At 42.7% G+C, this 22,534-nt stretch carries 20 protein-coding genes; 10 read left to right on the top strand and 10 right to left on the bottom strand.

The window, feature by feature from the left end; translation table 11 throughout:
• The first annotated feature begins 226 nt into the window (after positions 1–226).
• On the top strand, positions 227–664 hold the full coding sequence (locus VKA52_RS06610; RefSeq protein ID WP_326314671.1) for a hypothetical protein: 438 nt from the start codon (positions 227–229) through the stop codon (positions 662–664).
• A gap of 546 nt (positions 665–1,210) precedes the next feature.
• Complete coding sequence (locus VKA52_RS06605; protein WP_326314670.1) at positions 1,211–1,972, top strand: class I SAM-dependent methyltransferase; 762 nt, start codon at positions 1,211–1,213, stop codon at positions 1,970–1,972.
• Between the two features lie 210 nt (positions 1,973–2,182).
• On the opposite strand, the gene VKA52_RS06600 is transcribed toward VKA52_RS06605, so the two are convergent.
• From VKA52_RS06600 to VKA52_RS06590, 3 genes are all read right to left on the bottom strand, one after another.
• Positions 2,183–3,031 carry a manganese catalase family protein gene (locus VKA52_RS06600; RefSeq protein WP_326314669.1) on the bottom strand — a complete coding sequence of 283 codons (849 nt, stop codon included), beginning with the start codon at positions 3,029–3,031 and terminating at the stop codon, positions 2,183–2,185.
• Between the two features lie 111 nt (positions 3,032–3,142).
• Positions 3,143–3,580 carry a YndM family protein gene (locus tag VKA52_RS06595; RefSeq protein ID WP_326314668.1) on the bottom strand — a complete coding sequence of 146 codons (438 nt, stop codon included), beginning with the start codon at positions 3,578–3,580 and terminating at the stop codon, positions 3,143–3,145.
• A 269-nt stretch (positions 3,581–3,849) separates the two neighbouring features.
• Complete coding sequence (locus VKA52_RS06590; protein ID WP_326314667.1) at positions 3,850–4,350, bottom strand: DUF3231 family protein; 501 nt, start codon at positions 4,348–4,350, stop codon at positions 3,850–3,852.
• Between the two features lie 406 nt (positions 4,351–4,756).
• Between VKA52_RS06590 and VKA52_RS06585 the strand changes: the two genes are divergently transcribed.
• Positions 4,757–5,761, top strand: coding sequence for a DUF3231 family protein (locus VKA52_RS06585; RefSeq protein WP_326314665.1), 1,005 nt, complete (start codon positions 4,757–4,759; stop codon positions 5,759–5,761).
• 43 nt (positions 5,762–5,804) lie between these two features.
• Entirely contained in the window at positions 5,805–6,296 is a 492-nt protein-coding gene (locus tag VKA52_RS06580) for a hypothetical protein (RefSeq protein ID WP_326314663.1), read from the top strand.
• 1,278 nt (positions 6,297–7,574) lie between these two features.
• Here the strand turns inward: VKA52_RS06580 and VKA52_RS06575 are convergent.
• Complete coding sequence (locus VKA52_RS06575; protein WP_326314675.1) at positions 7,575–8,486, bottom strand: DMT family transporter; 912 nt, start codon at positions 8,484–8,486, stop codon at positions 7,575–7,577.
• Positions 8,487–9,061: 575 nt separating this feature from the next.
• On the opposite strand from VKA52_RS06575, the gene VKA52_RS06570 reads away from it, so the two are divergent.
• Positions 9,062–9,205 carry a hypothetical protein gene (locus VKA52_RS06570; protein ID WP_202412404.1) on the top strand — a complete coding sequence of 48 codons (144 nt, stop codon included), beginning with the start codon at positions 9,062–9,064 and terminating at the stop codon, positions 9,203–9,205.
• Positions 9,206–9,414: 209 nt separating this feature from the next.
• Here VKA52_RS06570 and VKA52_RS06565 read toward each other — a convergent pair whose 3' ends face one another.
• A complete protein-coding gene (locus tag VKA52_RS06565; RefSeq protein WP_326314662.1) occupies positions 9,415–10,458 on the bottom strand; it encodes a Gfo/Idh/MocA family protein in 1,044 nt (347 codons plus the stop codon).
• Between the two features lie 210 nt (positions 10,459–10,668).
• Between VKA52_RS06565 and VKA52_RS06560 the strand changes: the two genes are divergently transcribed.
• Complete coding sequence (locus VKA52_RS06560; RefSeq protein WP_326314661.1) at positions 10,669–11,325, top strand: methanogen output domain 1-containing protein; 657 nt, start codon at positions 10,669–10,671, stop codon at positions 11,323–11,325.
• 144 nt (positions 11,326–11,469) lie between these two features.
• On the opposite strand, the gene VKA52_RS06555 is transcribed toward VKA52_RS06560, so the two are convergent.
• The 5 genes from VKA52_RS06555 to VKA52_RS06535 form a co-directional block, all read right to left on the bottom strand.
• Positions 11,470–11,772, bottom strand: a complete 303-nt coding sequence (locus VKA52_RS06555; RefSeq protein WP_326314660.1) for a hypothetical protein — start codon at positions 11,770–11,772, stop codon at positions 11,470–11,472.
• 75 nt (positions 11,773–11,847) lie between these two features.
• Positions 11,848–11,991 carry a hypothetical protein gene (locus VKA52_RS06550; protein WP_167355989.1) on the bottom strand — a complete coding sequence of 48 codons (144 nt, stop codon included), beginning with the start codon at positions 11,989–11,991 and terminating at the stop codon, positions 11,848–11,850.
• Positions 11,992–12,221: 230 nt separating this feature from the next.
• Positions 12,222–13,568, bottom strand: a complete 1,347-nt coding sequence (locus VKA52_RS06545; protein ID WP_160912554.1) for a GntP family permease — start codon at positions 13,566–13,568, stop codon at positions 12,222–12,224.
• A gap of 24 nt (positions 13,569–13,592) precedes the next feature.
• Positions 13,593–15,131: a gluconokinase gene (gene gntK / locus VKA52_RS06540; RefSeq protein WP_326314659.1), complete on the bottom strand. Its 1,539-nt coding sequence runs from the start codon at positions 15,129–15,131 to the stop codon at positions 13,593–13,595.
• The gene (locus VKA52_RS06535) at positions 15,124–15,858 is read right to left on the bottom strand and encodes a GntR family transcriptional regulator (RefSeq protein ID WP_326314658.1); all 735 of its coding nucleotides are present in this window, start codon (positions 15,856–15,858) and stop codon (positions 15,124–15,126) included. Before VKA52_RS06535 ends, gntK begins: the two co-directional genes overlap by 8 nt.
• A gap of 284 nt (positions 15,859–16,142) precedes the next feature.
• Here VKA52_RS06535 and VKA52_RS06530 point away from each other — a divergent pair, with 284 nt between their 5' ends.
• From VKA52_RS06530 to VKA52_RS06515, 4 genes are all read left to right on the top strand, one after another.
• Positions 16,143–17,129, top strand: a complete 987-nt coding sequence (locus VKA52_RS06530) for a Gfo/Idh/MocA family protein (protein WP_326314657.1) — start codon at positions 16,143–16,145, stop codon at positions 17,127–17,129.
• Positions 17,130–17,291: 162 nt separating this feature from the next.
• A complete protein-coding gene (locus VKA52_RS06525; RefSeq protein WP_160912561.1) occupies positions 17,292–18,500 on the top strand; it encodes a Bcr/CflA family efflux MFS transporter in 1,209 nt (402 codons plus the stop codon).
• 199 nt (positions 18,501–18,699) lie between these two features.
• The gene (locus VKA52_RS06520; RefSeq protein WP_326314656.1) at positions 18,700–19,275 is read left to right on the top strand and encodes a TetR/AcrR family transcriptional regulator; all 576 of its coding nucleotides are present in this window, start codon (positions 18,700–18,702) and stop codon (positions 19,273–19,275) included.
• 80 nt (positions 19,276–19,355) lie between these two features.
• A complete protein-coding gene (locus VKA52_RS06515; RefSeq protein ID WP_326314655.1) occupies positions 19,356–22,511 on the top strand; it encodes a bifunctional cytochrome P450/NADPH--P450 reductase in 3,156 nt (1,051 codons plus the stop codon).
• Positions 22,512–22,534 lie beyond the last annotated feature (23 nt).

The following is a 22,534-nucleotide window of genomic DNA, read 5'->3' as shown; positions in this document are numbered from 1 at the left end:
TTGATTTTGATGATCTTGCATTTTATACTTCATATTAGAGTTCCTCCTAAGAATTGGTTTATCTGACTATAATCATCTTAGCGAGGGGCTCTTTTTTTATCAAACTTGAAATTTAACGCTCTACAGGAATGCTAACGGGGGGGCAATTCTTTAACAGAAGAATTGCCCCCTTATTATTGTTTTTGGCAGGTTGCTTGAAGACTCAGTTTCGAGATAATAATCAGTTATGAAACAAAGCCCTTCTTCAAACGTACAAGTTATTAAAACAAATAATATTTACCTAGGAGGGTCAGAAATTAAATATATTACTATTTCAATATTAGGAATCTTACTGTTTGTTTTTTCGGTTGGATGTTCAGAACAAGGAGAATCTAGTAATAGTTGGGCGTATGACTTTGTTAATTGGCAAGGGGAAAATTATGTAGTTAATGATGCAAATAAGGTGAACAAACAAAATGTAGGTAAACAAATAGGTGAGGTAGCAATTCATTTAGAACGAGAAGAAAGAGATACACCTAAGAATTCATCAAATATCTTCAAAGCTGGAACTAAATACTTCAAGTTAAAAGAAACAAGTACCTCAGAAGCTATAGTTGTAAAACAAGAAGGTGGGGCTTATATAAAAGCTATACATACAAGCTTATGGAAAGAAAAGAATTTATAGTATTAGATTAGCCTTAAATCAAGTATTCCAGGTAAAGGGCTTGGCCTTAATTAATAGGATAGGTTTTTTTAGCTACTACTTTTAGAAAAGAAAGAAAATTCATTTATTTCCATCTTTTAGTGTGTTAAATTGGTATAAGTCTTTAGTAGTGCATAGGGGGAAAGAGGGATAATAAATAGAAGGTTTTGATACCATTTGGCTTGATGATCAAAGGGTGCATGGAATAGTAAAGGTTCAAGATTTTATCTTTGAATTTATTTACCACCCAATAGTATCTGATGAAATCCTAGGGCAGTTTAAAATAATCAATAATCTATGGTACACGACTTACCATGGAGCGAGGGAATACTTTAGATCTTCCACGAATGCTTATTGCATTGCAGGGAGGATGCAAATACATAGTATAAGAAAGCTCTTTCATAATATCTCGATATCGAGATTGAAAGTATAGAGGCGATTGTTCAATGGTATCAGTCGCTTGGTAACTAACATAGCAGTTTAAGCAATCTAAGAGAAAAACAAAAAATTTAAGAAGGAAGAGTGTTAATGGTGAATTTATTCGGTAACGTAGCTAAAGATTTCAGTAAATATCGTGGTGGATATCCAAAAAAGTTTTATAATAAATTACAAGAGGAATACGGGGTAGCTCTAAAAAATCAGAAAGTATTAGATATTGCAACTTCTAATGGCTTGGCGGCTACAGATTTAGCAAGTGAAGGGTGCTTGGTAACGGGAATAGATAATTCACCAGAACTGTTAGAAGAAGCAGAAAAAAAGAATAATACAACATTAAATATTAATTATGTTCTTGGTGATGTTACAAAATTACCTTTTAATAAAAAGAAATTTGATGTTATTACTGCAGTTCACTGCTGGAAAGTGCTGCCTACGGAACATGCAAGTAGCGAAGCTCTACGAGTTCTAAAAAAGTGTGGGAAATTTGTAGTTGCTCAATATGATCAACTTCCACTAAGGGGTAATATAGTATCTGAAACTAAGAAGATTGTTTCCAAATATAACTCTAAATGTAACGCTAATAATAATTTTGGTTTTTATCCAAAATGGATTGAAGAAATTTACGGCGTTGGCTTCTCAAATATAGAAACTTTTACATTCGATACCACTACTAAATTTACCCACGATGAATGGAGAGGACGTATGAGAACATCAACAGAAATAGGCGGGAGTTTGTCAAAAGAAGAGGTAGCTCAATTTGATAGGGAGTTAGATAACTTATTAAAGGGTAACTTTTCAGTACAAATGTTAGAAGTACCTCACCGGATGTTCTCAATTGTATGTGAGAAGTAAAAACACTCATAGTTGAAGACTCGATTTCGAGATATTTTGGATAATATGCTAAAACAATGCATACAAAAGGACAATTCTTTACATGCAAAGGACATCAGTAACAACCTGCGGGGCGTTACTTAAATAAGTTTGTCATAAAGATTAAGAGTATGTAACCCTCATTCACCGAGTTTTGTTTCGCTGAATGAGGGATCTTTCAATTGTCTTATATTATAAAGAAAGGTTTTGGCCTGGTCGAACTTCTTTAGGTGGAGTTCCATGAATGTATGGAGGACCTGGTTTGAGGTCTGGGACCTGTCCCATTGGCTGAGGATCCTCGACGTATTCAAAAGAACCTTTACCGTCCAATGCAGGGCCGTTTGCCCATCTTCCTTGTTGGCTTTCCGTGCCTTTCGAGAAGTTGTAGAACGAGTAGGATACTTCTTGTTTTTCGTATTCTGAGTTAAATGAACTTGGTACGACGGCTCCCTGCGTTTGCTCCAGTTCTTCGATGGCTGCCATCCATTGGTTCTGGTGCATTGTATCACGCGCAATAAGGAAAGAGAGCATGTCTCTTACACCAGGATCTGTCGTCATTTCGTACAGCCTGCATACTTGAAGCCTTCCCTGTGATTCAGCGTTGAGGTTTGCACGGAAATCGGCAAGTAAGTTTCCACTCGCCACTGTATAACGGGCCGTCCAAGGGAAACCGACACTGTCGTTAGGCTGTGCGCCTAGTCCATTGACAATGGCGTGTTGGGGGTTTATTCCACCGAGCACAGCCTCAATAGCTGGGTCCGCAGCCGCTTGTTCCTGAGCGTGCGCGGGTGCGCCATCCAAAAGCTGGGCAATCATCGTTGCAATCATTTCTACGTGTGCAATTTCCTCTGTCGCAATGTCTAGGATCATGTCTTTGTATTTATTTTCAGCCCGGCAGTTCCATCCTTGGAAAAGGTACTGCATCATGACAGACATTTCTCCGTATTGTCCGCCTAGAATTTCCTGCAGCTTTTTTGCATAAACAGGATCAGCCTGGGATGGTTTGGCATTATATTGAAGTTCCTTGATGTGATAGAACAAGAAATCACTCCTCATTTTTTGATGTAACCTTCTTATTGTTTGGATAAGAACTAGATATATGTAGAAAAAAACAAGGGAAAACATGTCATATGTTTTCCCTTGGACGTGCGTTTATTTATCTTTATCCTCTTTTTCATAAGGAAAAAGTTCTTCCGAAGCCTCTGTTTGGAGTTGACCATTAGAACGGACTTCGTGATTTTCTTTCTTTTCCTGATCGAGACTTCTTGCCACCGACTGATGGAAAAAGTATTCGAATATCGCTAAGGAAATAGCTGAAATGAGTGTGGCTTCAAATACATCGTCACCGACCGTCAGTGCATCTGTCATAAAGTATATGACGGCGAAGATAAGCACAAAATCCCCCAGTGTGGCCATAGTGTTGTTGGATTTCTTTAGAATCGTCACATCTCCTAAATACCCGAGACCACTAACGACAATGGAAATGAGAAAGACGTTTCCGAAAGAGACGTCAAACCCTAGACCTAAAATGATAAACAATAAACCTAAAGTGAAGACAAACTTCAGGGCCCATAACTTTAAATGTGTCATATATCGCACCTCCTCAAGATTATAATGTGTGTTATTGGTATTAAAATATTCCCCTTGCATCAAGGGGTTATGTAATTTGAAAATTCTGTTTTTTTCTTGGTATGGACTTCCTTCATTATGGAATCACGGTGTTAAAATGACTTTAATGCAGTCATCTTCCTGCTGCTTTTTTTAAAAGGTAATCCATTAAACCCATGCCCGTCTTATATAGAATAAAATATTACCACAAGGGAGCCCCTTGTGGCATTGATGGAATTAATTTAAGTCAGTTAGCTTTTCTTATGCTGTGGGGGGAGAACCAACCAGCCTTTTTCTTTGTTCAGTCGAAGTGCTTTGGCACCGGCCTGTACTTTGTTCATATGGAATTTACCAAACAACATTGCGATATCTTCCCGAGTACATTGTCCAATTGCCTGACTGCAAGCGACGAGGCCTTGAGCAATGTTCAACGAAATAGCTGCACTGATCTCTGGATCGTTCATTCGTGCACCTACGGGAATGTCTTCAAGGTCTGCTATAGATCTTTCAGGTGGGGAAGGGGGGAGGATCACTCCATTTACTTTTAAGATATCTTCAATTTCTTGTGTTTCTTGTTTGATGCCTTGAACAAGTTCCTCCAGAAGGCGCTTCAATTCTTTATCACCTGCATGATTGTACATGGTTTGATAGCCTGCAGAAGTCCCTTTTGCCACTGACAAATAGCTCCAGAGACTGAAAACTTCACCGTAATGAAGAGGTTCCTGTTGTTGATTCCCACTTAAAATACCCATAATGATCTACTCCTTTGTTTTTGATACAAATGTAGTATTCTTATTTTAGGGAAAATGATTCATTAGTGAATTGACAGTCATTAATTTTTCTGATTGAAATTCATAATCTTTGTGAGCATTGTAATAACCACAATACTAAACCGTTGACGCCAGAGTGCTCCCAATAAGAAACCAAGCCACAAAGGACGTTTTATTCAACAAAAAATCCTCCTTTTGTTCGTTACTATTTATATTTTGCAAAAAGGAGGAGAAAATTCATAAAACAATTTTGGGCAATTCTGAAATAAAGGAATTGTCCTCTTTTAACGTTTAATGCAGGTTAATGGAAGACTCAGTTGCGTAAAATAAATTTATCCACAGAAATAAAACTTTCATACTTTGGGAAACATTAGGATGAGGTGATTATATGGATAAAAATCAATTAAAACTTACATCCTCTGAAATAGGAACATTGTGGGGAGAGTATGTAAATGGAACGGCCATTGATACCGTAAATAAATACATGCTGTCCATTATAGAAGATGAGAGAATAAAAGCGATCTTTGAGGATGCAATAAAAATTTCGGGTAATCAAAAGCAAGAAATAGAACGGTTTATTGAAAACGAAGGATTCCCAATTCCTGTTGGTTTTTCAGAATCCGATCTTAATGATGGTGCCAATCGTTTGTTTACTGACATATTCTGTTTACACTATTTGCATATTATGACTTTACACGGATTAATAGGGCATACGACAGCACTCAGTTCTTCTGTGAGAAAAGATTTAAGACTTTTCTACGAATCCTTAAGTAATGGTGCTATGAGTATGTACCAGCGAACCACTGAATTATTATTAGAGAAGGGGCACTTTCAACGAGATCCTTACTTCTATCCTGAAAAAACACCTGAATTTATAACAGATAAAAAATTTATTAACGGCTTCTCAGGAGAAAAGCGTCCTTTAGCCGCAACTGAGATTATTGCTTTATCACTTAATATTAAGAAAAAGATATTGGAAAAATCATTATCAATAGGATTTAGCCAAGTGGTCCAATCAAAAGAGGTTAGAAAATTTTTAGAAAAAATGGAAAATACGTCCAACGATCAAATTCAATCTTTAGGTAAAATATTAAATGGCGATAATTTACCTGTACCCATGTCTTGGGAATCTGAGGTTACTGCTTCAAAAGATTCCCCCTTCTCAGACAAGTTAATGTTGTTCCATATGGGTTTTTTACTACAATCTGCCCAATCATACCATGGCGCAGGGCTTGCATCGGCAATGCGTGTAGATCTTGTCACTACTTATGAAAAAATCATACTTAAAAATATTATGACTACAAAAGAATGGTTTAATTTAATGGTTAGAAATAGTTGGTTGGAACAGCCGCCCCTTGCTCCAAACAGAAAGGATATTGCAAAAGATAAGTAAATAAATCTGCAGGAAGAAAAGGCATAACAAATTAGGTGAATTTATGGGAACAGGATCTTCTGAAAAAAGCAGAAAATTAGAAGTTTTATTATGGAGTATAGCTTTTCCTGGGTTCGGACAATTATTAAATGGAAAATATTTAAAAGGAATAGTGTTAATGATTTTAGAGATTCTTGTTAACGTAATGGGAAACTTTAATAAGATCATTATTTTGAGTTTTCATTTTAAGATTGAGGATGCTATCGCTGAAACAAATTATGAATGGCTTATGTTTTATCCCTGCATATATTTTTTTGCTATTTGGGATGCTTACAAGGATGCTAGCGGGGGAAGGGGTAAAACTTTTTCTTATTTGCCCCTTGTATTTTCAGCTTATTTCGTGACAATAGGACTAGTGCTTTCTTCTGAGATCACATTTTTTGGATACCTGATTGGTCCGATATGGCTTCCTATATTATTTTTACCGGTTGGGTTAGGTATAGGGGGAATCATAAGAACAATGTTGTTGAAAAAATATTCAAAGCACAACATCTAGATTTCTCAGTGCGTGTCCCCACTTTGCTAAAGGAATAGTAGGGTGGGGCACAGGGACTTGTAGACCGGTCGAGAAAACTATCGAACAAAACACAGGCAGCTGAACTTACTGGACGTTCTAGTGAGACAGATGGGATAATTACAAATAATCTAATAATATCTCAGTTTAGAGTCTTCACCTAAAGGGGCATTGTTCAATATAGACAATCGCTTCTTTTTTTTTGTTGGAGGCAGAAAATTGAATTAAAAAATAAATTTTCAGTAATTACTAATGGTTCTATTTATTCAATTATCAAAAGCTGAGGAATTCGACAGAGTTCTGTTTATTAACCGTGCAAACATAATCTAAACTATATGAGAAAGACGAAAAATAGGAGGAACAATTATTCCTTATGAAAAACTCAGTGATCAAAAGGTAATTGGTTTGTATTATTTCTACCTATCAGAAATTTCTAATGAGAATTTGTCATACGCTATGCTGAGCGAAGTTGAATTACTAGAAGCACTCGCTAAAGCAAGAGGCATATCCCTCATAGGCTTCCGTTGTGTAAATCAGCAAACCACTCCAACAAAAGTTTTAGTTTTAGTAAAACCCTTAAAGATTACTTGAACTATAACTGATAAAGGGACAGTCTTTTAAAAGAGTGTCCCTTTATACGGGGGATTTGTATTTCTAGAAACTAAACCGTTTATAATAGTTTAGAGCAGACATTACATACTCAAACGGAAACAGATCAAACTGGAAGATTTCATTTTATGGTTCGTTGTTGTAAAAAGTGTATATTAAAGAAGAGAGAGTGAGATGAATATTATCTCGAATTCAAGTCTTACTGTATGTCGATTGGTTAATAGTGACAATCGCTTTTTCACCATAAGAGCTAAGTTGTTTTAAAATGAAACACTAATTTATTTTAAAAAATGAGGTTCCTGAGGTGTTGTTTTCACGTAATGATATAAATTTCATTATTCCTAAAATAAACAAGATGGGGCGTAAAGATAAATTGTAAACCACCTCGGTTTCAAGTTTTAAACAAACGTGGGTGTTTATCCAAAATCGATAACAATGAGTATAGAGAATTTCGGTTCCCGACAGAAGAAGAGTATCACTTTTTAGAAGCTACATGTAAGGATGGAAGTAATGCTGTTCAATATGCAGGAAACATTGTTTTTAACGATGATCCACATACTTCTCATTAGTTTTACAAAAGAATAAACGGGTGCCTTTAGTTGAACTATTTTATTTAGTAATATAAACACTAAACTTTAACAGAGCCTTAGGTTACACAGCCTTCTTTTGCCTCTTATCTTTGCTTTTTATGGAGGATGAGGAAGGTTTCACACTAAGTACGATAACGGTAACCAGGATGATTGCTATTCCAAGAAGTTGAATAAGGGTTAAGTGATCCCCGATAAGGAGAAAGCCGAATAATGAAGCTGTTACCGGCTCAACCATAGCGACCATTGAAGCTGTAGTCGGAGCAGTCCACTGAATGCCAATGACATAAAATATAAACGAAATTCCAGCGCCCAGGATCCCCAATAAAAGAAACAAGTTGAAGTCGTTTGAGGTCATTGCGCTAGTGACTTCATCCATGTCTGCCATAAACAAAAGGATAAGACAAAATGTGAAGAAAGCGATGGTTAACGTGGTCTGTGGCTTTGCGATGGAAGAGGCGTTTTTAAAACCGAAGATAAATAATGCATAGGAAAGTCCTGCAGCAAGCCCGGAGGCGACCCCTAGAAAACCCACTGATAGCGACTTAGTATTGTAGGCACCTGTGAGCATGACAATCCCGATAAGTACACCGAATATGCATGCCCCTTTAAACCAGGTCGGACGCTCGATTCGTAATAAGAATGAGATGACCAGGACGAAAACTGGTGCTGTGTACATTAAAGTAGAAGCAACAGCCACGCTTGAGGCCTGGATTGTGAAAAAATAAAAAATGAAATTTCCAGCAACACCTACACCAGCTAATGAAGACCAAATGTATATATGAGGAGAGGAGGCCCAATTTTGTTTAAAACGTAAAAGAAACCAAGTAAAAAAGCATACAAAGCCAATAGCTCCTCGGTAAAGAGAAATCACAATAGGATCCCAGCCGTTATTCATTAAAATATTCGCGATTCCTCCACTAAAACCCCAGCATATAGCGGCAACAATAACTAAGCTTACACCTACAGATCTCATCATTTGTATGCCTCCTAAAAATTACTCCAAAGATTAATCCCTTTTTAAGAAATCTGAATGGGTCTTGTTGATAATGGAAGCTTAAGGGCCAAACCATCTTTTGTAATTTCCTAATTAAAAGGTATGTTCTTTAGAAGGCATAAATGGTATTTGTTACTTCATGTTACGTTTGTTTTAATTGACGGATAGTAATATCTGAGACTTGACAAGCGGACATCGGCTGCCTTTCTGCCCGCTTATGGGGGTAGCTGATCTTTATAGGAATACCTAGATGCTTTCCATTAAACAAAGGAGGTACCGGAAACTTGATATCCTTGAATATGGAAATAATTAGTAATGTTGTCTAAGTGTAGCAGCGAGGAAACTTTTTATCAACGGAAAAATTGAAAAATATGGTACTTTTAAGAACGGGCAGATTCAGGAAAGTGGATCGAACTATTGTTTTTATAAATTGGCAGCCTGATTCTTTTTCTTAATGGAGGGAGGGTTGGAGAGAAAAGAACTCTCTCCTGAGATGTAGTCATTGAAATGAATAACTTGGGGTGTTCACTTATTGTTTTATCTGGAGGGATATGATGGATACTTTTGTAATTATGGCTTTTGTGTTCGGAACTTTGTCTTTCACTTTTGGTCTTACTGCCTTTACGACAGCCATGAGTAATAGTAAAAACATAAAAGACCTTGAGAAGAAGATTGATGATTTAGAGAAAAAACTGTGAACAATCTTTTAAGGTGATAGGAGGAATAGGAAAAGGACTGCCTCACCTATCTTGAAAATAAGTCTTAAATAAAGGGGGCGAAACTTTAATGAAAAGTTTCGCCCCCCTGTATGATTGTTTGTTGAATTTCATTTTCAATCTCTGGTCCAAAGGTGGAAAACTCAGGACCATAACGTAGGACTCTACCCCTTAACTTTATAAGAGTCAGTCTATATATTCACCGCTTCTCCTGTCTTCGCCGATTCATAAAGAGCCTGGATGATCTGTTGGATGAGCACTCCTTCTGATGGAGTACTTACCGGTTGTTTGTCGTGAACAATGCACTTGATAAAATCGTGTACGAGGGATTCGTGGACATCACGTTTTTCAACATAGGCAGGGGTTGTATCCACGAGCGTATCGTATTTTTCCTGATAGATTTTCAATGGGAAAAGGTCGGCGCCACCCTGGTCACCAACGATGGACACTTTTTTACTGCTCAGCTCCTCTATATTCGCTGCAAATGTGGATTCGAACATAAGAGAAGAGCCATTTTCAAAGGTAATCATTCCTCTAGCCATATCTTCGACAGAAAAGTTCTCATCATCCCATTCACCCATTAGCCCCACGCCCGGTCGATGACCGATTTTTTGATAGGTCGCCCCTAACACGGTTTTAGGTTTTGGATAGCCCATTAAATATAAAGCGGTGTCCAGCATATGGACGCCATTATCGATCAGCGTGCCACCGCCTTGAAGCTCTTTGTCCGTGAACACCCCCCATCCTGGAATGCCTCGTCTTCGGTTATAGTGGGTCTTGGCTGCATAAATTTCCCCTAATTCATGGCCGTCAATGAATTTCTTCAGTGACTCTACTTCTGGTTGAAAACGAAAATGGAACCCATAGGTAAGAATCCTGCCTGCTTTTTCTGCTTCCCAGGCCATGGTTTCGGCTTCTTCCGCCGTCATAGCCGGCGGTTTTTCACAAAGGACATGACAACCCGCTTTCAGAGCGGCTATCGCTTGAGCAGCATGAAATTTGTTGGGGGTACAAATACTGACGGCATCCAGGTCCATCTCATCGAGCATCTGCTGTTCATTTTCGTAGGCATGGGGGATGGAGAACTGTTCGGCACATTCCACCGCTTTTTCTTTATTATGGTTGGATACAGAAACGACCTCCACGTCTCTGCCGTAACTTTGGTAGCTGGGAATATGGGCCCCTCTGGCAATTCCACCTGCTCCTATAATTCCAATTCGAATGGGTTTTGACATGGAACTCCTCCTATTTATCTATTATTCTTACTTCCTTCATACAGGACTCTTTTCATTGTATCAGTTCACGACGGTGGCAAAAACAAACACTCCTTCCTCAATGGTGTGGAAAGTTTGAGCAGTCAGCCTATAAAGCGTTATCTTTTTGTAGGAACTTTCTTGAAAGTCCTCTATAATAATAGTAAATAAGATAGGAGAGAAGGGAATACAATGAGAGACACTGTGAATCTTTCAGGGACGATTTTCCTGTCGAAACTAATTGCCCAATATGCTCACTTGCACAGCCGCACGGTCGGGTCAAAAGCTGAAGAGTACATCCGTCAATTAGGAATTAAGACAGGGGAATGGCTCGAGTCCTTTTATAGTGAAAAAGGGCAGGAATGGACACCTGATCAATATGCCCGTGTGATTGTCGACTTGAAAAATTCAATTGGCGGCCACTTCGAAATATCAGAAGTCCATGAAGATCGTGTCATTGTGAAGGCGACAGCCTGTCCCTTCGGTGAAGCTGTCCATGATGCCCCTCACTTATGTATGATGACGTCCAGTGTGTTTGGTGGAGTGGCCTCCAGAAGAATGGGTTATGGGAAAGTGAATTTGCGTAAACGAATTGCCCTTGGAGATGGAGGTTGTGAAGTCGCGATTTACTTCAAGCCGACAGAGGAAGAAGACGGAATCGTATATGAAGATATCCCGATCACTCCTGAACAGGGAGATCCGTTCAACTGGGAAGAAGAGGCGATCACTGCCTTGAATAATGAACTACGAAAGAGCGATGAGATGGTGATGGAGTTATTGAAAGAATTGGAGCGTCTCCGTGAGGAAGTGGAGGAGATGAAAGGGAATGTCTCCACATCGACTTCGTGAAGAGCTCGTCACTTATTTTAAAATCTGGTCATATGAATGAGAAACGCTGGTCCTTATGGATCAGCGTTTCTTTAGTGGGGATATGGATGACTTTTTATATACCTTCCGGCTGTTTGGGAGAGGGCCCTTTCTAATCAGACCTTTTTAATTGTCGTTTTTCTTTGTGTGCTGAAGGCAATCGAGGTTTTCATTCAATTTTCTCAGTTCTGCAATCACTTCGTTCAACTTTTCTTCAAGTCCGGCAAATGTATGAGAACATGCTTCTGAAATATCCGTAATGATATTGGATAGATCCACGTTATTGGATTCATCCGTTCCTGCCGTCTGTGACCACTGGCTCAATAACCCTTCTTGTTGAGTCAAATTGGAGGCAAGCTTCAGAAGGCTGTCAAAGTCTATATTGGTATCATTTGTACCATTTTCTTCTTGTTGTTTTTTTCTTTTCATATGTCCATCCCCTTTCTAATTAAAATAGGGAGAGGGCTATGTTGGTATGCACAGCCCTCTAAGCTAAATCATGTTTTAGCTGATTGTTCCAAGAATCTCATTAATACATGAGATGACAATCTGGCGTTGCTCACTTGATCCTAGTAGAACCGCAACCAAAAGTGCCAGCAAAAACAAAACAGCAATAACCACAGCGACTAAGTTTCTTAAGAAGTTCATCATGTTTCCTCCTTCATCACAAGAATGTGTGCAGGAGACGTCCCTTACATAGATACTCTATGAGAATTTAGCAAGAGTGCTTGTATGATAGCCTGTTTAATAGAATATGGGTGGAAGGCTTTCCTCTCATTCGTCACCTCATCATAAGAATAGAGGTAGAAGGGGAGAGGAGGAGGATTCTAATAGAAAAGACGGTCGAGAATGTCTCGACCGTCTTTTTTGATTTCCTTTTATACAAACAGGCTCAGTAATAGAGTAAAGGCAAGGCCAAGGACAGAGATGATTGTTTCAAGCAGTGTCCATGTGGCGAATGTTTCTTTCATTGTAAGTCCGAAGTATTCTTTGAACATCCAGAACCCGGCATCGTTGACGTGGGAGGCAACTAAGCTGCCGGCTCCTGTAGAAAGTACCATAAGCGCCAGGTTGACATCCGTCTGTCCTAATAGTGGGATGACTAGTCCGACAGTCGTCAAGGCTGCAACCGTAGCCGAGCCTAAAGAAATCCTAAGAATGGCTGCAATCAACCACGCGAGTACGATCGGAGACATGGTGGACCCTTCGAAGAGTTCAGCGACGTAATCGCCGACACCACCGTCGATCAATACTTGTTTAAACGCACCGCCACCGCCGATGATCAAGAGCATCATCCCGATTTGGGAGATGGCTGTCGAGCAGGATTCCATGACATTTTTCACTGGAATGTTTCGGGCAATTCCCATGGTATACATCGCTACAAGCAGGGAAATGACCATAGCCGTGGAGGCGTTACCGATAAGATTGATAATGGATAAGAACAGGTTTGTTTCAAAGCCGGCCATTTCCTGAATCAAGGTAATGATCGTGGAAATAGCGATGAGAATAACCGGAAGCATCGCTGTGAAAACACTGATGCCGAATTTTGGTGTATCTTCAAGGTCGAAATTCTTTTGTTCGCCTAAGGAAGTGATATCCCCCTGTTTTGTGAACGAATCAGGTACAAGTTTTTGAGCCATTTTCGTGAAAATCGGCCCCGCAACGATAACGATCGGGATGGAAATAATGATTCCGTAAAGCAGTACTTCTCCGAGATCCGCGCCATACTCACCGGCAATGACCGTTGGCCCCGGGTGTGGTGGCAGGAAGCCGTGGGTGACAGACAAAGCAGCCGCCATTGGAATTCCTAAATAAAGAATAGAAACCTTCAATTCTCTTGAAATCGCAAAAACGATCGGGATAAGAAGGACGAGTCCTACTTCAAAGAACAACGCAATTCCGATGACGAAAGAAGCGGAAACGACCGCCCATTGAATGTTCTTCTCACCGAATTTGTTGACGAATGTCATGGCAATACGCTGCGCACCGCCGGCATCGGTAATCAGCTTACCGAGCATCGCTCCAAGTCCGAAAATCAGGGCCAGGTGTCCAAGCGTCCCGCCTAATCCGGTTTCAATCGTTCCAACAATCTCTTCAAGCGGCATTCCGAGCAGGATCGCTACTCCAAATGAAACAATAATCAAAGAAACAAAGGTATTCAGTTTCAGCCCCATAATCAAGATCAGCAGGGCGACGATTCCTATAGCAACCATTACTAATGGCATGATGATCCCTCCATGTTGTGTGTTTTACTTGTGAATTAAACGTCTTTGGTATTCGGCAATCCTTGTATAATCACTGCTCAGTCTTCTGGATAAATCGATGAAGATCGGCAGCAATTGACGGTATTCGTGAGAGGCTTCCTCTACTGGTGTGTGTTGATGGGTACTTCCGATCATCTCGGAAGCTACTTCAAACGACTCTACTTTTCCTGTGGCATAGAGTCCTAGAATACAAGCCCCGAGACAAGAGCTTTCATAGCTTTCCGGCACAGCTACTTCTGATTCGAAGATATCAGCCATCATCTGACGCCATACGTCTGAACGGGCGAAACCTCCTGTCGCCTGGATGCGGGTTACTGGTGTGTCCATACATTCCACAAGGGCGAGATAGACGGTATACAAGTTGTAAATGATTCCTTCCAGGGCCGCACGGATCATGTGCTCTTTTTTATGAGACATCGTCAGTCCAAAGAATGATCCCCGGACATCCGGATTCCAAAGCGGTGCCCGTTCACCGGCTAAATAAGGGTGGAAAATCAACCCTTCTGCCCCAGGTCGCACACCATCAGCAATTTTTGTCAGGACTTCATAAGGGTCTATGCCGAGGCGCTTCGCTGTTTCAATTTCTGCTGCCGCGAATTCGTCTCTGATCCAGCGCAGGATCATCCCGCCATTGTTGACAGGACCGCCGATGACCCATTGATCTTCGGTCAGGGCGTAACAAAAGATTCTTCCTTTTTCATCGGTCTTGGGCTGATCGATAATCGTTCGGATCGCTCCGCTTGTCCCAATGGTGACCGCGACTTCTCCTTTACCGATAGCGTTTACACCGAGGTTCGATAAAACACCATCGCTCGCACCGATAATGAAAGGAGTTTCCGGGTCTATGCCGATTTTCGCTGCCAGGGAGCGGTTGCAGGAAGTAAACGCTTCCGTTGTGGGCACAAGCCTTGATAATTTATCACGGGAGATCCCTGCGACTTGAAGCGCTTCCTCATCCCAGTCCAATTTCTCCAGGTTCATCATTCCAGTAGCGGAAGCAAGCGAATGATCAAGAACATAGTCATTAAAGAATTTATGGAAAATGTATTCTTTGATCCCAATATACTTGCTTGTGATGGAATCGATTTCAGGATGCTCCTGGACCATCCATGTGACTTTACTCAACGGAGACATGGGATGGATTGGTGTCCCTGTACGTCTGTAAATCTCATGACCGTTCCATTCGTCTTTGATTTTTTGTGTCCATGCTTCACTTCTGTTATCTGCCCAGGTGATACAGGAGGTCAGGGGATGGCCGTCTTTGTCTACGGCAATCAGACTGTGCATCGCACTACTGAATGACACGAACGATATATTCTTGTCTTTATGATCAGCCATAATCGCGGTCATGACTGTGACAACCGCCTGGAAAATTTCATCCGGATCCTGCTCGGCTGTTGAGATATCCGGAGTATGCAGGGGATACCCCTGGCTTTCCTTTTGAATGACCTCGCCTTTTTCACTGAATAATACGGCTTTTGTACTTGTGGTACCGATGTCGATACCGAGCATGAAGTTAGTCATCTTCTTTTTCGACTCCTTTAGTGAAGGTTTCCTGTGCCATCCATAATTCTTCGACGCGCCCTTTGGCGACATCATCGAAATTCTTGTGCAGGGATTGGACCATAAGTTCGCGGTCCTTCTTATGGATCGCTTCAATATATAATTCGTGGTTCTCTATGATTCGTTCAAAGTCCTCATACATCTCTTCAAACCTGTACCGCATAGAAAGGAGGACGAGGCTTTCGAGTGTTGGCTTCAAGTTGTTCCAAATCATTTGTATATGAGAATGACCGATCGAACGGATAATCGTATCGTGAAACTCCAGGTCCTGTTTGGAAAATTCATCGGCATCCTTATATTGGATCGCTATTTTCATCATTTCAAAAATCTTGCTGAGATCTTTGACCAGTTCTTCTGTCTCCATATGGACGAGCCGTTCAAATACGAAACTCTCAATGAGCAACCGGACATCGTACATTTCCTGGATTTCTTTTTCCGTGATATCGAGAACCCGTGCGCCCATCCTTTCCAATCGGATGAGATTTTCCGAAGCAAGGGCTTTCAATGCATCCCGCACAGGAGAGCGGCTGACGGAGAATTCGGAAGCCAGCTGATTCTCGGACAGGATTGAACCGCTTTCAACCGTGCCCGAGATAATCCGCATGCGGAGCTCGCAGGCGACACGTTCCCCGGCGGATGCTTTCGATAACCATTGGGACGGATACAAAAATTCATTAGAATCCTTCATGTATTCACCTCGTTTTGTTCAACTCTGTATACTTGTATACAAGTAGTGTAGTACAACTTTTCTATTTTGAAAACGCTTTTTATGTAAAATGTCGAAAAAAATCGAAAGAGGAGGATTGGAAAAGGTAGTTCTCGTCGTCGTTTTTTTCTATTTTTATATCCCACCCGGAATGAGTCGGAATGCTACTTCTATTTTTTGGTACAGGCCGTTTCCTATGCTAAAGTGGGAACAGACGAGGGGTCAGACATCGACTTCTAAGAAAAGAAGGACGGGGAGGAATTTCAGTGAAAACGATCAAATGGGGAATTGTAGGATGCGGGGACGTCACAGAAGTGAAGAGTGGTCCTGCATTTCAACTGATTGAACAAAGTTCCCTTCAAGCGGTGATGAGAAGGAATGGCGAGAAGGCGAAAGACTACGCGGAACGTCACGGCGTGCCTCAATGGTATGACCAGGCGGAAGATTTAATCCATGATGACGAAGTGGACGCAGTATATATTGCGACACCACCTTCTTCTCATAAGGAGTACACCATCATGGCAGCCAAAGCCGGCAAGCCCGTCTACGTGGAAAAACCGATGGCCAACAGTTTGGAAGAATGTGAAGAAATGGTTCGTGCATGTGAAGAGCATGGTGTACCTTTATTTGTAGCCTATTATCGGAGGTCACTGCCGAGATTTTTGAAAGTGAAAGAACTGATTGATGAAGGCGCAATTGGGGAGGTACGCTTCGCGTCTATGCAGCAGACCCAGCAGATCGTTGCGAAGGATGAGAATGGAGATTGGCCGTGGAGAGTCATTCCTGAAAAGAGTGGCGCCGGATTATTTTACGACGTTGGTTCCCATACGTTGGATCTCTTCGATTATCTGCTTGGACCTTTGAAAGATGTGAGAGGATTTGGGCTCAACCTTGCTGATTCCTATCCCGCCGAAGACACCGTCAGTGGTGTATGGCAATTTGAAAGCGGAGCGGTTGGAACAGGCGTATGGAATTTCTCTTCTTATAAAAATGAGGATGATAACCGTATCGTCGGAACAAAAGGAGAGATCCAGTTTTCCACCTTCGATGACAAACCGGTGGTCCTGGTCACCGATAAAGGGGAGGAGTCTTTTTATATCGAGCGCCCGAAACATATTCAACAGCACCATATCCAGACGATCGTGGATGAGCTGCTTGGAAAAGGGACGTGCCCAAGCACCGGAAAAACAGCGCTTCGCACCAATAAGGTGATGGGGGAGCTTGTTAAAGAGTATTATCAAGAACGCGGCTGAACGACCTACCGTTCCATAAATATTTTATGGGACGGTTTTTCTTTGCTTATGCATAGACTTCCGTGAGAAATGAAGATAAAATCAATGTTTAACAGCTTGAAGAACTTGGGGACATGATTCAAGGAGTTATAATTTTAGATTGAATAGAAGAAGGTGTTTCATATGTTACATAATCCAAAAGGTAAAGAGAGATTAGGGCTTGCGTTTCTACTTGGCATGCTCGGGATTCTAGGGCCATTGAACATTGATATGTATCTGCCGAGCTTCCCGGGGATCGCCTCCGACTTAGAGACGAGTGCCTCTCTTGTTCAGCTCAGTTTGACGACCTGTTTGATCGGACTTGCCGTCGGTCAAATTGTCGTGGGTCCCGTCAGTGATTCGCAGGGGAGGAAGAAACCGCTCATCGTTTTCCTTTCTCTCTTCGCACTGGCATCCTTCCTTTGTGCGCTTGCGCCGAATATCCTGGTGCTCGTGATCGCCCGTTTCATCCAGGGGTTCACAGCTTCTGCCGGCGTCGTCCTATCCAGAGCTGTCGTGCGTGACGTATTTTCAGGGAGAGAGTTGACGAAATTCTTCGCCTTACTCATGGTGATCAATGCGACGGCTCCGATGATCGCACCGATGACAGGGGGAGCCATTTTACTTTTACCATTCGCCACCTGGGAGACGATCTTTTTCTTTTTAAGTATCGTAGGTATTGCGATTGTTCTGACTGTCGCGGGAAAATTACCGGAAACCCTTCCGGTAGAAAAACGAATCCCGAGTTCTGTGAAAGAATCGATCCTGACGATCGGACGCCTGTTGAAAGACCGCTCGTTCATCGGCTACGCGCTGACGATCGGTTTTGTCCATGGCGGGAGTTTCGCTTATGTATCCGGAACGCCGTTCGTTTACCAGGGTATCTACGACGTATCCCCTCAGGCCTTTAGTGTCCTGTTCGGGATTAACGGACTCGCAATCATTACCGGAAGCTTTTTAGTCGGCCGCCTCGGTGGGATTTTCCATGAAAGAAGTCTGCTCCGGACCGCTGTCATTGTTGCCGTCAGTGCCACCGGTTTTCTTTTGGCGATGACCATCATTGAAGGACCGTTGTATTCGATTGTCATACCGATTTTCATCTACATGACGGCGATGGGGATGGTACTGACAAGTACGTTCACGTTGGCGATGGAACATCAGGGGCACCGGGCCGGGAGTGCCAGTGCGGTGCTCGGGATGCTTCCCTTGTTATTTGGCGCGACCGTTTCCCCCCTTGTCGGCCTTGATGAGACGACAGCTGTACCGATGGGGGCGATCCTGTTTACGACCGCTTCGATTGGTGCGGTGATCTTTTTCACATTGACGACGAAAAAACAGCATGCCCAAATCTAATGATCATTCAAAAGTGGTGTCAGCGCTAAGCTCTTTTACAACAGTAAAGAGGGGGGCTGGCACCGTTTTTATAAGTTATGAAGGAAAGGAATGCTAAAAATTTAAATGATGAGTCATTCGATTGATTGAAGGGTAAGATAATATATACTAGAATAGATAGGAATGAATGTTCATTCCGCATAGGAGGGAGGATGTTTATATGCCGACATCCACAAATAAAAGAGATCATATCTTCCATAGTGCGCTGTCACTATTCGCCGAACGCGGTTTCGATGCAACGACGATTCCGATGATTGCGAGCGATGCTAAAGTAGGGGCGGGTACAATCTACCGCTATTTTGAGAACAAAGAAGTTCTAGTCAATACATTGTTTCAATATTACACAGGCTTGTTCACAAAGACCCTTGAAGAAGGGTATCCCAGGGATGCAGGAATCCGTGATCAATTTCATCATTTGTTTCAAGGGATGGTGCGCTTTACAAATGAGCATGAGCATGCGCTTTATTTCATTAAAACTCATAACGCGGCCTACTTTCTTGATGAAACAAGCAAGAACCAATTCAACCATTTGTTAATGATTCTTCAGGAATTCCTTGATGAGGGAAAAGAAAAGGAAATCATAAGGGATTTGCCGTCAAAAGCGTTGATTGCTATCATCTTCGGCGGGTTTCTTGAGCTGTTCAAATTGATTCGTGCAGGTGAGATCGAAGCGACGGATCAATTGTTAGCCGGTGTCGAAGAAAGTTGCTGGGATGCTGTGCGTCATCATGAGTAAGGAGACAGTGTCTCCTTTACAATAAACGGAATGAATATTCATTCCGGTAACTACAATTATGATCAAAGAGGTGGGTAACTATGAATCATACAGAAAATCTTCCACAACCTAAGTCTTATGGACCGCTCGGAAATTTGCCGAGTATTGATAAGGAAAAACCCGTACAGTCGTTCATGAAGCATGCCCGTGAACTCGGCCCGATCTTTCAAATCCAATTTCCGGGACGGACCAGTACGTTTATTTCAAGTGCCCGTTTTGCTACTGAGATCTGTGACGAGACCCGTTTTGATAAAAAGGTAGGCCCTGCTCTCCAAAAGGTGCGTGCTTTTGGCGGAGACGGTTTGTTTACAAGTGGAACAGATGAGCCGAATTGGAAGAAAGCTCATAATATTCTGCTGCCGAGTTTCAGTCAGCAGGCGATGAAAGGTTACCATGACAAAATGATCGACCTCGCTTCACAGCTGGTTCAAAAGTGGGCGAGACTCAATCCCAATGAAGAAGTGGACGTTCCCGATGATATGACCCGTCTAACGCTTGATACGATCGGGTTGTGTGGATTCAATTATCGGTTCAACAGTTTCTATCGGGAAGATGCGCATCCTTTCATTGAAAAAATGGTGCGTGCCCTGGATGAATCCATGAGCCAGACGCAGCGCCTGGGCATTCAGGATAAGCTGATGGTCCGATCCAAGCGACAGTTCAGAGAAGATATCGATTACATGTTCAATCTTGTCGATCAACTCATCGAAGAACGAAAACAGGCAGGAGATCAGGGGGAGGACGATCTGCTTGGGCACATGCTGAAAGGGAAAGACCCTGAAACAGGCGAAGCCCTGGATGATAAGAATATCCGCTTCCAAATCATCACCTTCCTCATCGCTGGACACGAAACGACGAGCGGACTGCTTTCTTTTGCCATGTATTATCTATTGAAACATCCGGACAAGTTACAAAAAGCCTATCAGGAAGTAGATGAAGTGCTGGGTGATGATACCCCTTCCTTTAAACAGGTGAAACAGCTGAAATATGTACGGATGATTTTGAATGAAGCGTTACGTCTATGGCCGACTGCTCCTGCATTTTCTGTGTATGCCAAAGATAAGACAACCCTTGATGGCGAATATGAGGTGCAAGAAGGAGACACGTTCACACTGCTCATTCCGGAGCTTCATCGTGATACCACGGTTTGGGGAGAGGATGCTGAGGAATTCAACCCGGAACGATTTGAAGATCCAGCAAGCATTCCTCATCATGCGTACAAGCCTTTTGGTAATGGTCAGCGTGCGTGTATCGGGCAGCAGTTCGCCCTTCATGAAGCGACTCTCGTTCTCGGCATGATTTTACAGCACTTCGATCTTGAAGATCATACGGATTATCAATTGGACATCAAAGAAACGTTGACGTTCAAACCGGATGGTCTAACGATGAAAGTGAAATCCAGAAGAGCATTCACCGGATTCCAAACACCAGAGGCGGATGAAAAGAGTGAAACCAAAGACATGCCTGCACGTGAGTCTCATGGTACGCCATTCCTTGTCCTGTTCGGATCGAATATGGGAACCGCCGAAGGCGTGGCCCGCGAGCTTGCGGAAACGGCCCGTCATCAAGGGTTTGCTGTAACGACGGCTCCGCTTGATGAATGGACAGGAAATCTTCCGAAAGAAGGAGCGACATTGATCGTTTCCGCTTCCTATAACGGCCACCCGCCAGACAATGCGACTTCGTTTGTCCAGTGGCTGACTTCAACTGAGGAAGCAGACCTCGATGGGGTAACCTACGCCGTTTTCGGATGCGGAGACCGGAATTGGGCGAGCACGTATCAACGGGTTCCTTCAACGATCGATGATGAGCTCGATGCGAAAGGAGCCTTCCGTCTGCTTGAGCGGGGAGAAGGAGATGCCAACGAAGATTTTGATGGCGATCTGGAAAAATGGGAAGAGAAGCTTTGGCCGGCCTTAGCTGATCATTTCAGCCTGGACTTGGAAGAAGGACAGGATGCCTCGAGTCCTGTTTCCATGGAATTCGTCAGTGGAACGAGCTACACACCTGTGGCGCGCACCTATGATGCCTTCACTGCCGTTGTCCTTGAAAACGATGAACTGTTGAAGGATGCCGAACGCAGCACCCGTCACGTGGAGGTGGAACTTCCTGCAGGGATGACTTTCCAGGAAGGGGATCACTTGGGTGTCGTACCGGAAAATACGCCGGCCATGGTAAACCGTGTGCTCGACCGGTTCGGACTCAAAGGAGAAGAGCATGTGATCTTGAGCGAAGGCACAAGCCGCGCCTCCCATCTGCCTACAGGACAACCCGTTCAACTTCTGCAGTTGTTGTCGTCCTACGTGGAATTACAGGAGCCTGCATCAAGGACGCAGATCCGTGCGCTTGCAGCGAGCAACCCTTGTCCGCCTCACAAAATCGAACTTGAGCAGCTCGTTGAGGATGAAACCTATAAGACCGAGATTCTGAAGAAACGTCAAACGATGCTCGAGCTGTTAGAAGCCTATCCATCCTGTGAGATGGAATTTGAGCAATTCATTTCCCTGCTTCCAGCTTTGAAAGTGCGTTATTATTCGATTTCCAGTTCCCCTCGAGTTGAGGCTCATCAACCGAGTGTCACGGTCAGTGTTGTCAGGGGAGAGGCCTGGAGCGGGACAGGCCAGTATAAAGGCGTGGCTTCGAACTATTTGGCATCACGGGAAGCCGGAGATAAAATCGCCTGTTTCGTCCGTACCCCTCAATCAGACTTCCAACTGCCGGAAGACCCTGAAACACCGATGATTCTTGTTGGTCCGGGAACTGGAATCGCTCCCTTCCGAGGCTTCATCCAGGCTCGTAAGGCGATGCATCAGGATGGAGTGACGCTCGGCGAAGCGCACCTCTATTTCGGATGCCGTCATCCGGAACAGGACTTTTTGTACGAGGAAGAATTGAAAGAAGCAGAACGCCTCGGATTGATCGACCTGCATACTGCTTTTTCAAGACAAACGGATGGAGAAAAGGTTTACGTTCAGCATGTGATGAAGAAAAATGCGGAAGCGATCCTTTCTCTATTAGATCAGGGAGGCCGTCTCTATATTTGTGGGGATGGCAGCAAAATGGCTCCTGAAGTCACGCATACACTGGTGGAGTGTTACCGTGATCTCAATGAAGTTAGTGAGCAGGAAGCTGTTTCGTGGTTAGAAGAATTAGAACAGTCTGGCCGTCTGGCGAAAGATGTCTGGGCCGGTTCTTAATAGATTTCATTTCCTGGTTGATG

Origin of the sequence: Halobacillus sp. HZG1 (assembly GCF_035818575.1) — a bacterium.
GTDB classification, from domain to species: domain Bacteria; phylum Bacillota; class Bacilli; order Bacillales; family Halobacillaceae; genus Halobacillus; species Halobacillus litoralis.
Note: the sequence above shows the minus strand (reverse complement) of the source record. Positions and strands in the feature narration are given on the sequence as shown.

Bases quoted from the DNA above. Each gene is read 5' to 3' on its own strand.
- VKA52_RS06610 (WP_326314671.1), top strand. From the start codon at position 227: ATGAAACAAAGCCCTTCTTCAAACGTACAAGTTATTAAAACAAATAAT.
- VKA52_RS06605 (WP_326314670.1), top strand. From the start codon at position 1,211: ATGGTGAATTTATTCGGTAACGTAGCTAAAGATTTCAGTAAATATCGT.
- VKA52_RS06595 (WP_326314668.1), bottom strand. From the start codon at position 3,580: ATGACACATTTAAAGTTATGGGCCCTGAAGTTTGTCTTCACTTTAGGT.
- VKA52_RS06590 (WP_326314667.1), bottom strand. From the start codon at position 4,350: ATGGGTATTTTAAGTGGGAATCAACAACAGGAACCTCTTCATTACGGT.
- VKA52_RS06585 (WP_326314665.1), top strand. From the start codon at position 4,757: ATGGATAAAAATCAATTAAAACTTACATCCTCTGAAATAGGAACATTG.
- VKA52_RS06580 (WP_326314663.1), top strand. From the start codon at position 5,805: ATGGGAACAGGATCTTCTGAAAAAAGCAGAAAATTAGAAGTTTTATTA.
- VKA52_RS06575 (WP_326314675.1), bottom strand. From the start codon at position 8,486: ATGAGATCTGTAGGTGTAAGCTTAGTTATTGTTGCCGCTATATGCTGG.
- VKA52_RS06570 (WP_202412404.1), top strand. From the start codon at position 9,062: ATGGATACTTTTGTAATTATGGCTTTTGTGTTCGGAACTTTGTCTTTC.
- VKA52_RS06565 (WP_326314662.1), bottom strand. From the start codon at position 10,458: ATGTCAAAACCCATTCGAATTGGAATTATAGGAGCAGGTGGAATTGCC.
- VKA52_RS06560 (WP_326314661.1), top strand. From the start codon at position 10,669: ATGAGAGACACTGTGAATCTTTCAGGGACGATTTTCCTGTCGAAACTA.
- VKA52_RS06555 (WP_326314660.1), bottom strand. From the start codon at position 11,772: ATGAAAAGAAAAAAACAACAAGAAGAAAATGGTACAAATGATACCAAT.
- VKA52_RS06550 (WP_167355989.1), bottom strand. From the start codon at position 11,991: ATGAACTTCTTAAGAAACTTAGTCGCTGTGGTTATTGCTGTTTTGTTT.
- VKA52_RS06545 (WP_160912554.1), bottom strand. From the start codon at position 13,568: ATGCCATTAGTAATGGTTGCTATAGGAATCGTCGCCCTGCTGATCTTG.
- gntK (WP_326314659.1), bottom strand. From the start codon at position 15,131: ATGACTAACTTCATGCTCGGTATCGACATCGGTACCACAAGTACAAAA.
- VKA52_RS06535 (WP_326314658.1), bottom strand. From the start codon at position 15,858: ATGAAGGATTCTAATGAATTTTTGTATCCGTCCCAATGGTTATCGAAA.
- VKA52_RS06525 (WP_160912561.1), top strand. From the start codon at position 17,292: ATGTTACATAATCCAAAAGGTAAAGAGAGATTAGGGCTTGCGTTTCTA.
- VKA52_RS06520 (WP_326314656.1), top strand. From the start codon at position 18,700: ATGCCGACATCCACAAATAAAAGAGATCATATCTTCCATAGTGCGCTG.
- VKA52_RS06515 (WP_326314655.1), top strand. From the start codon at position 19,356: ATGAATCATACAGAAAATCTTCCACAACCTAAGTCTTATGGACCGCTC.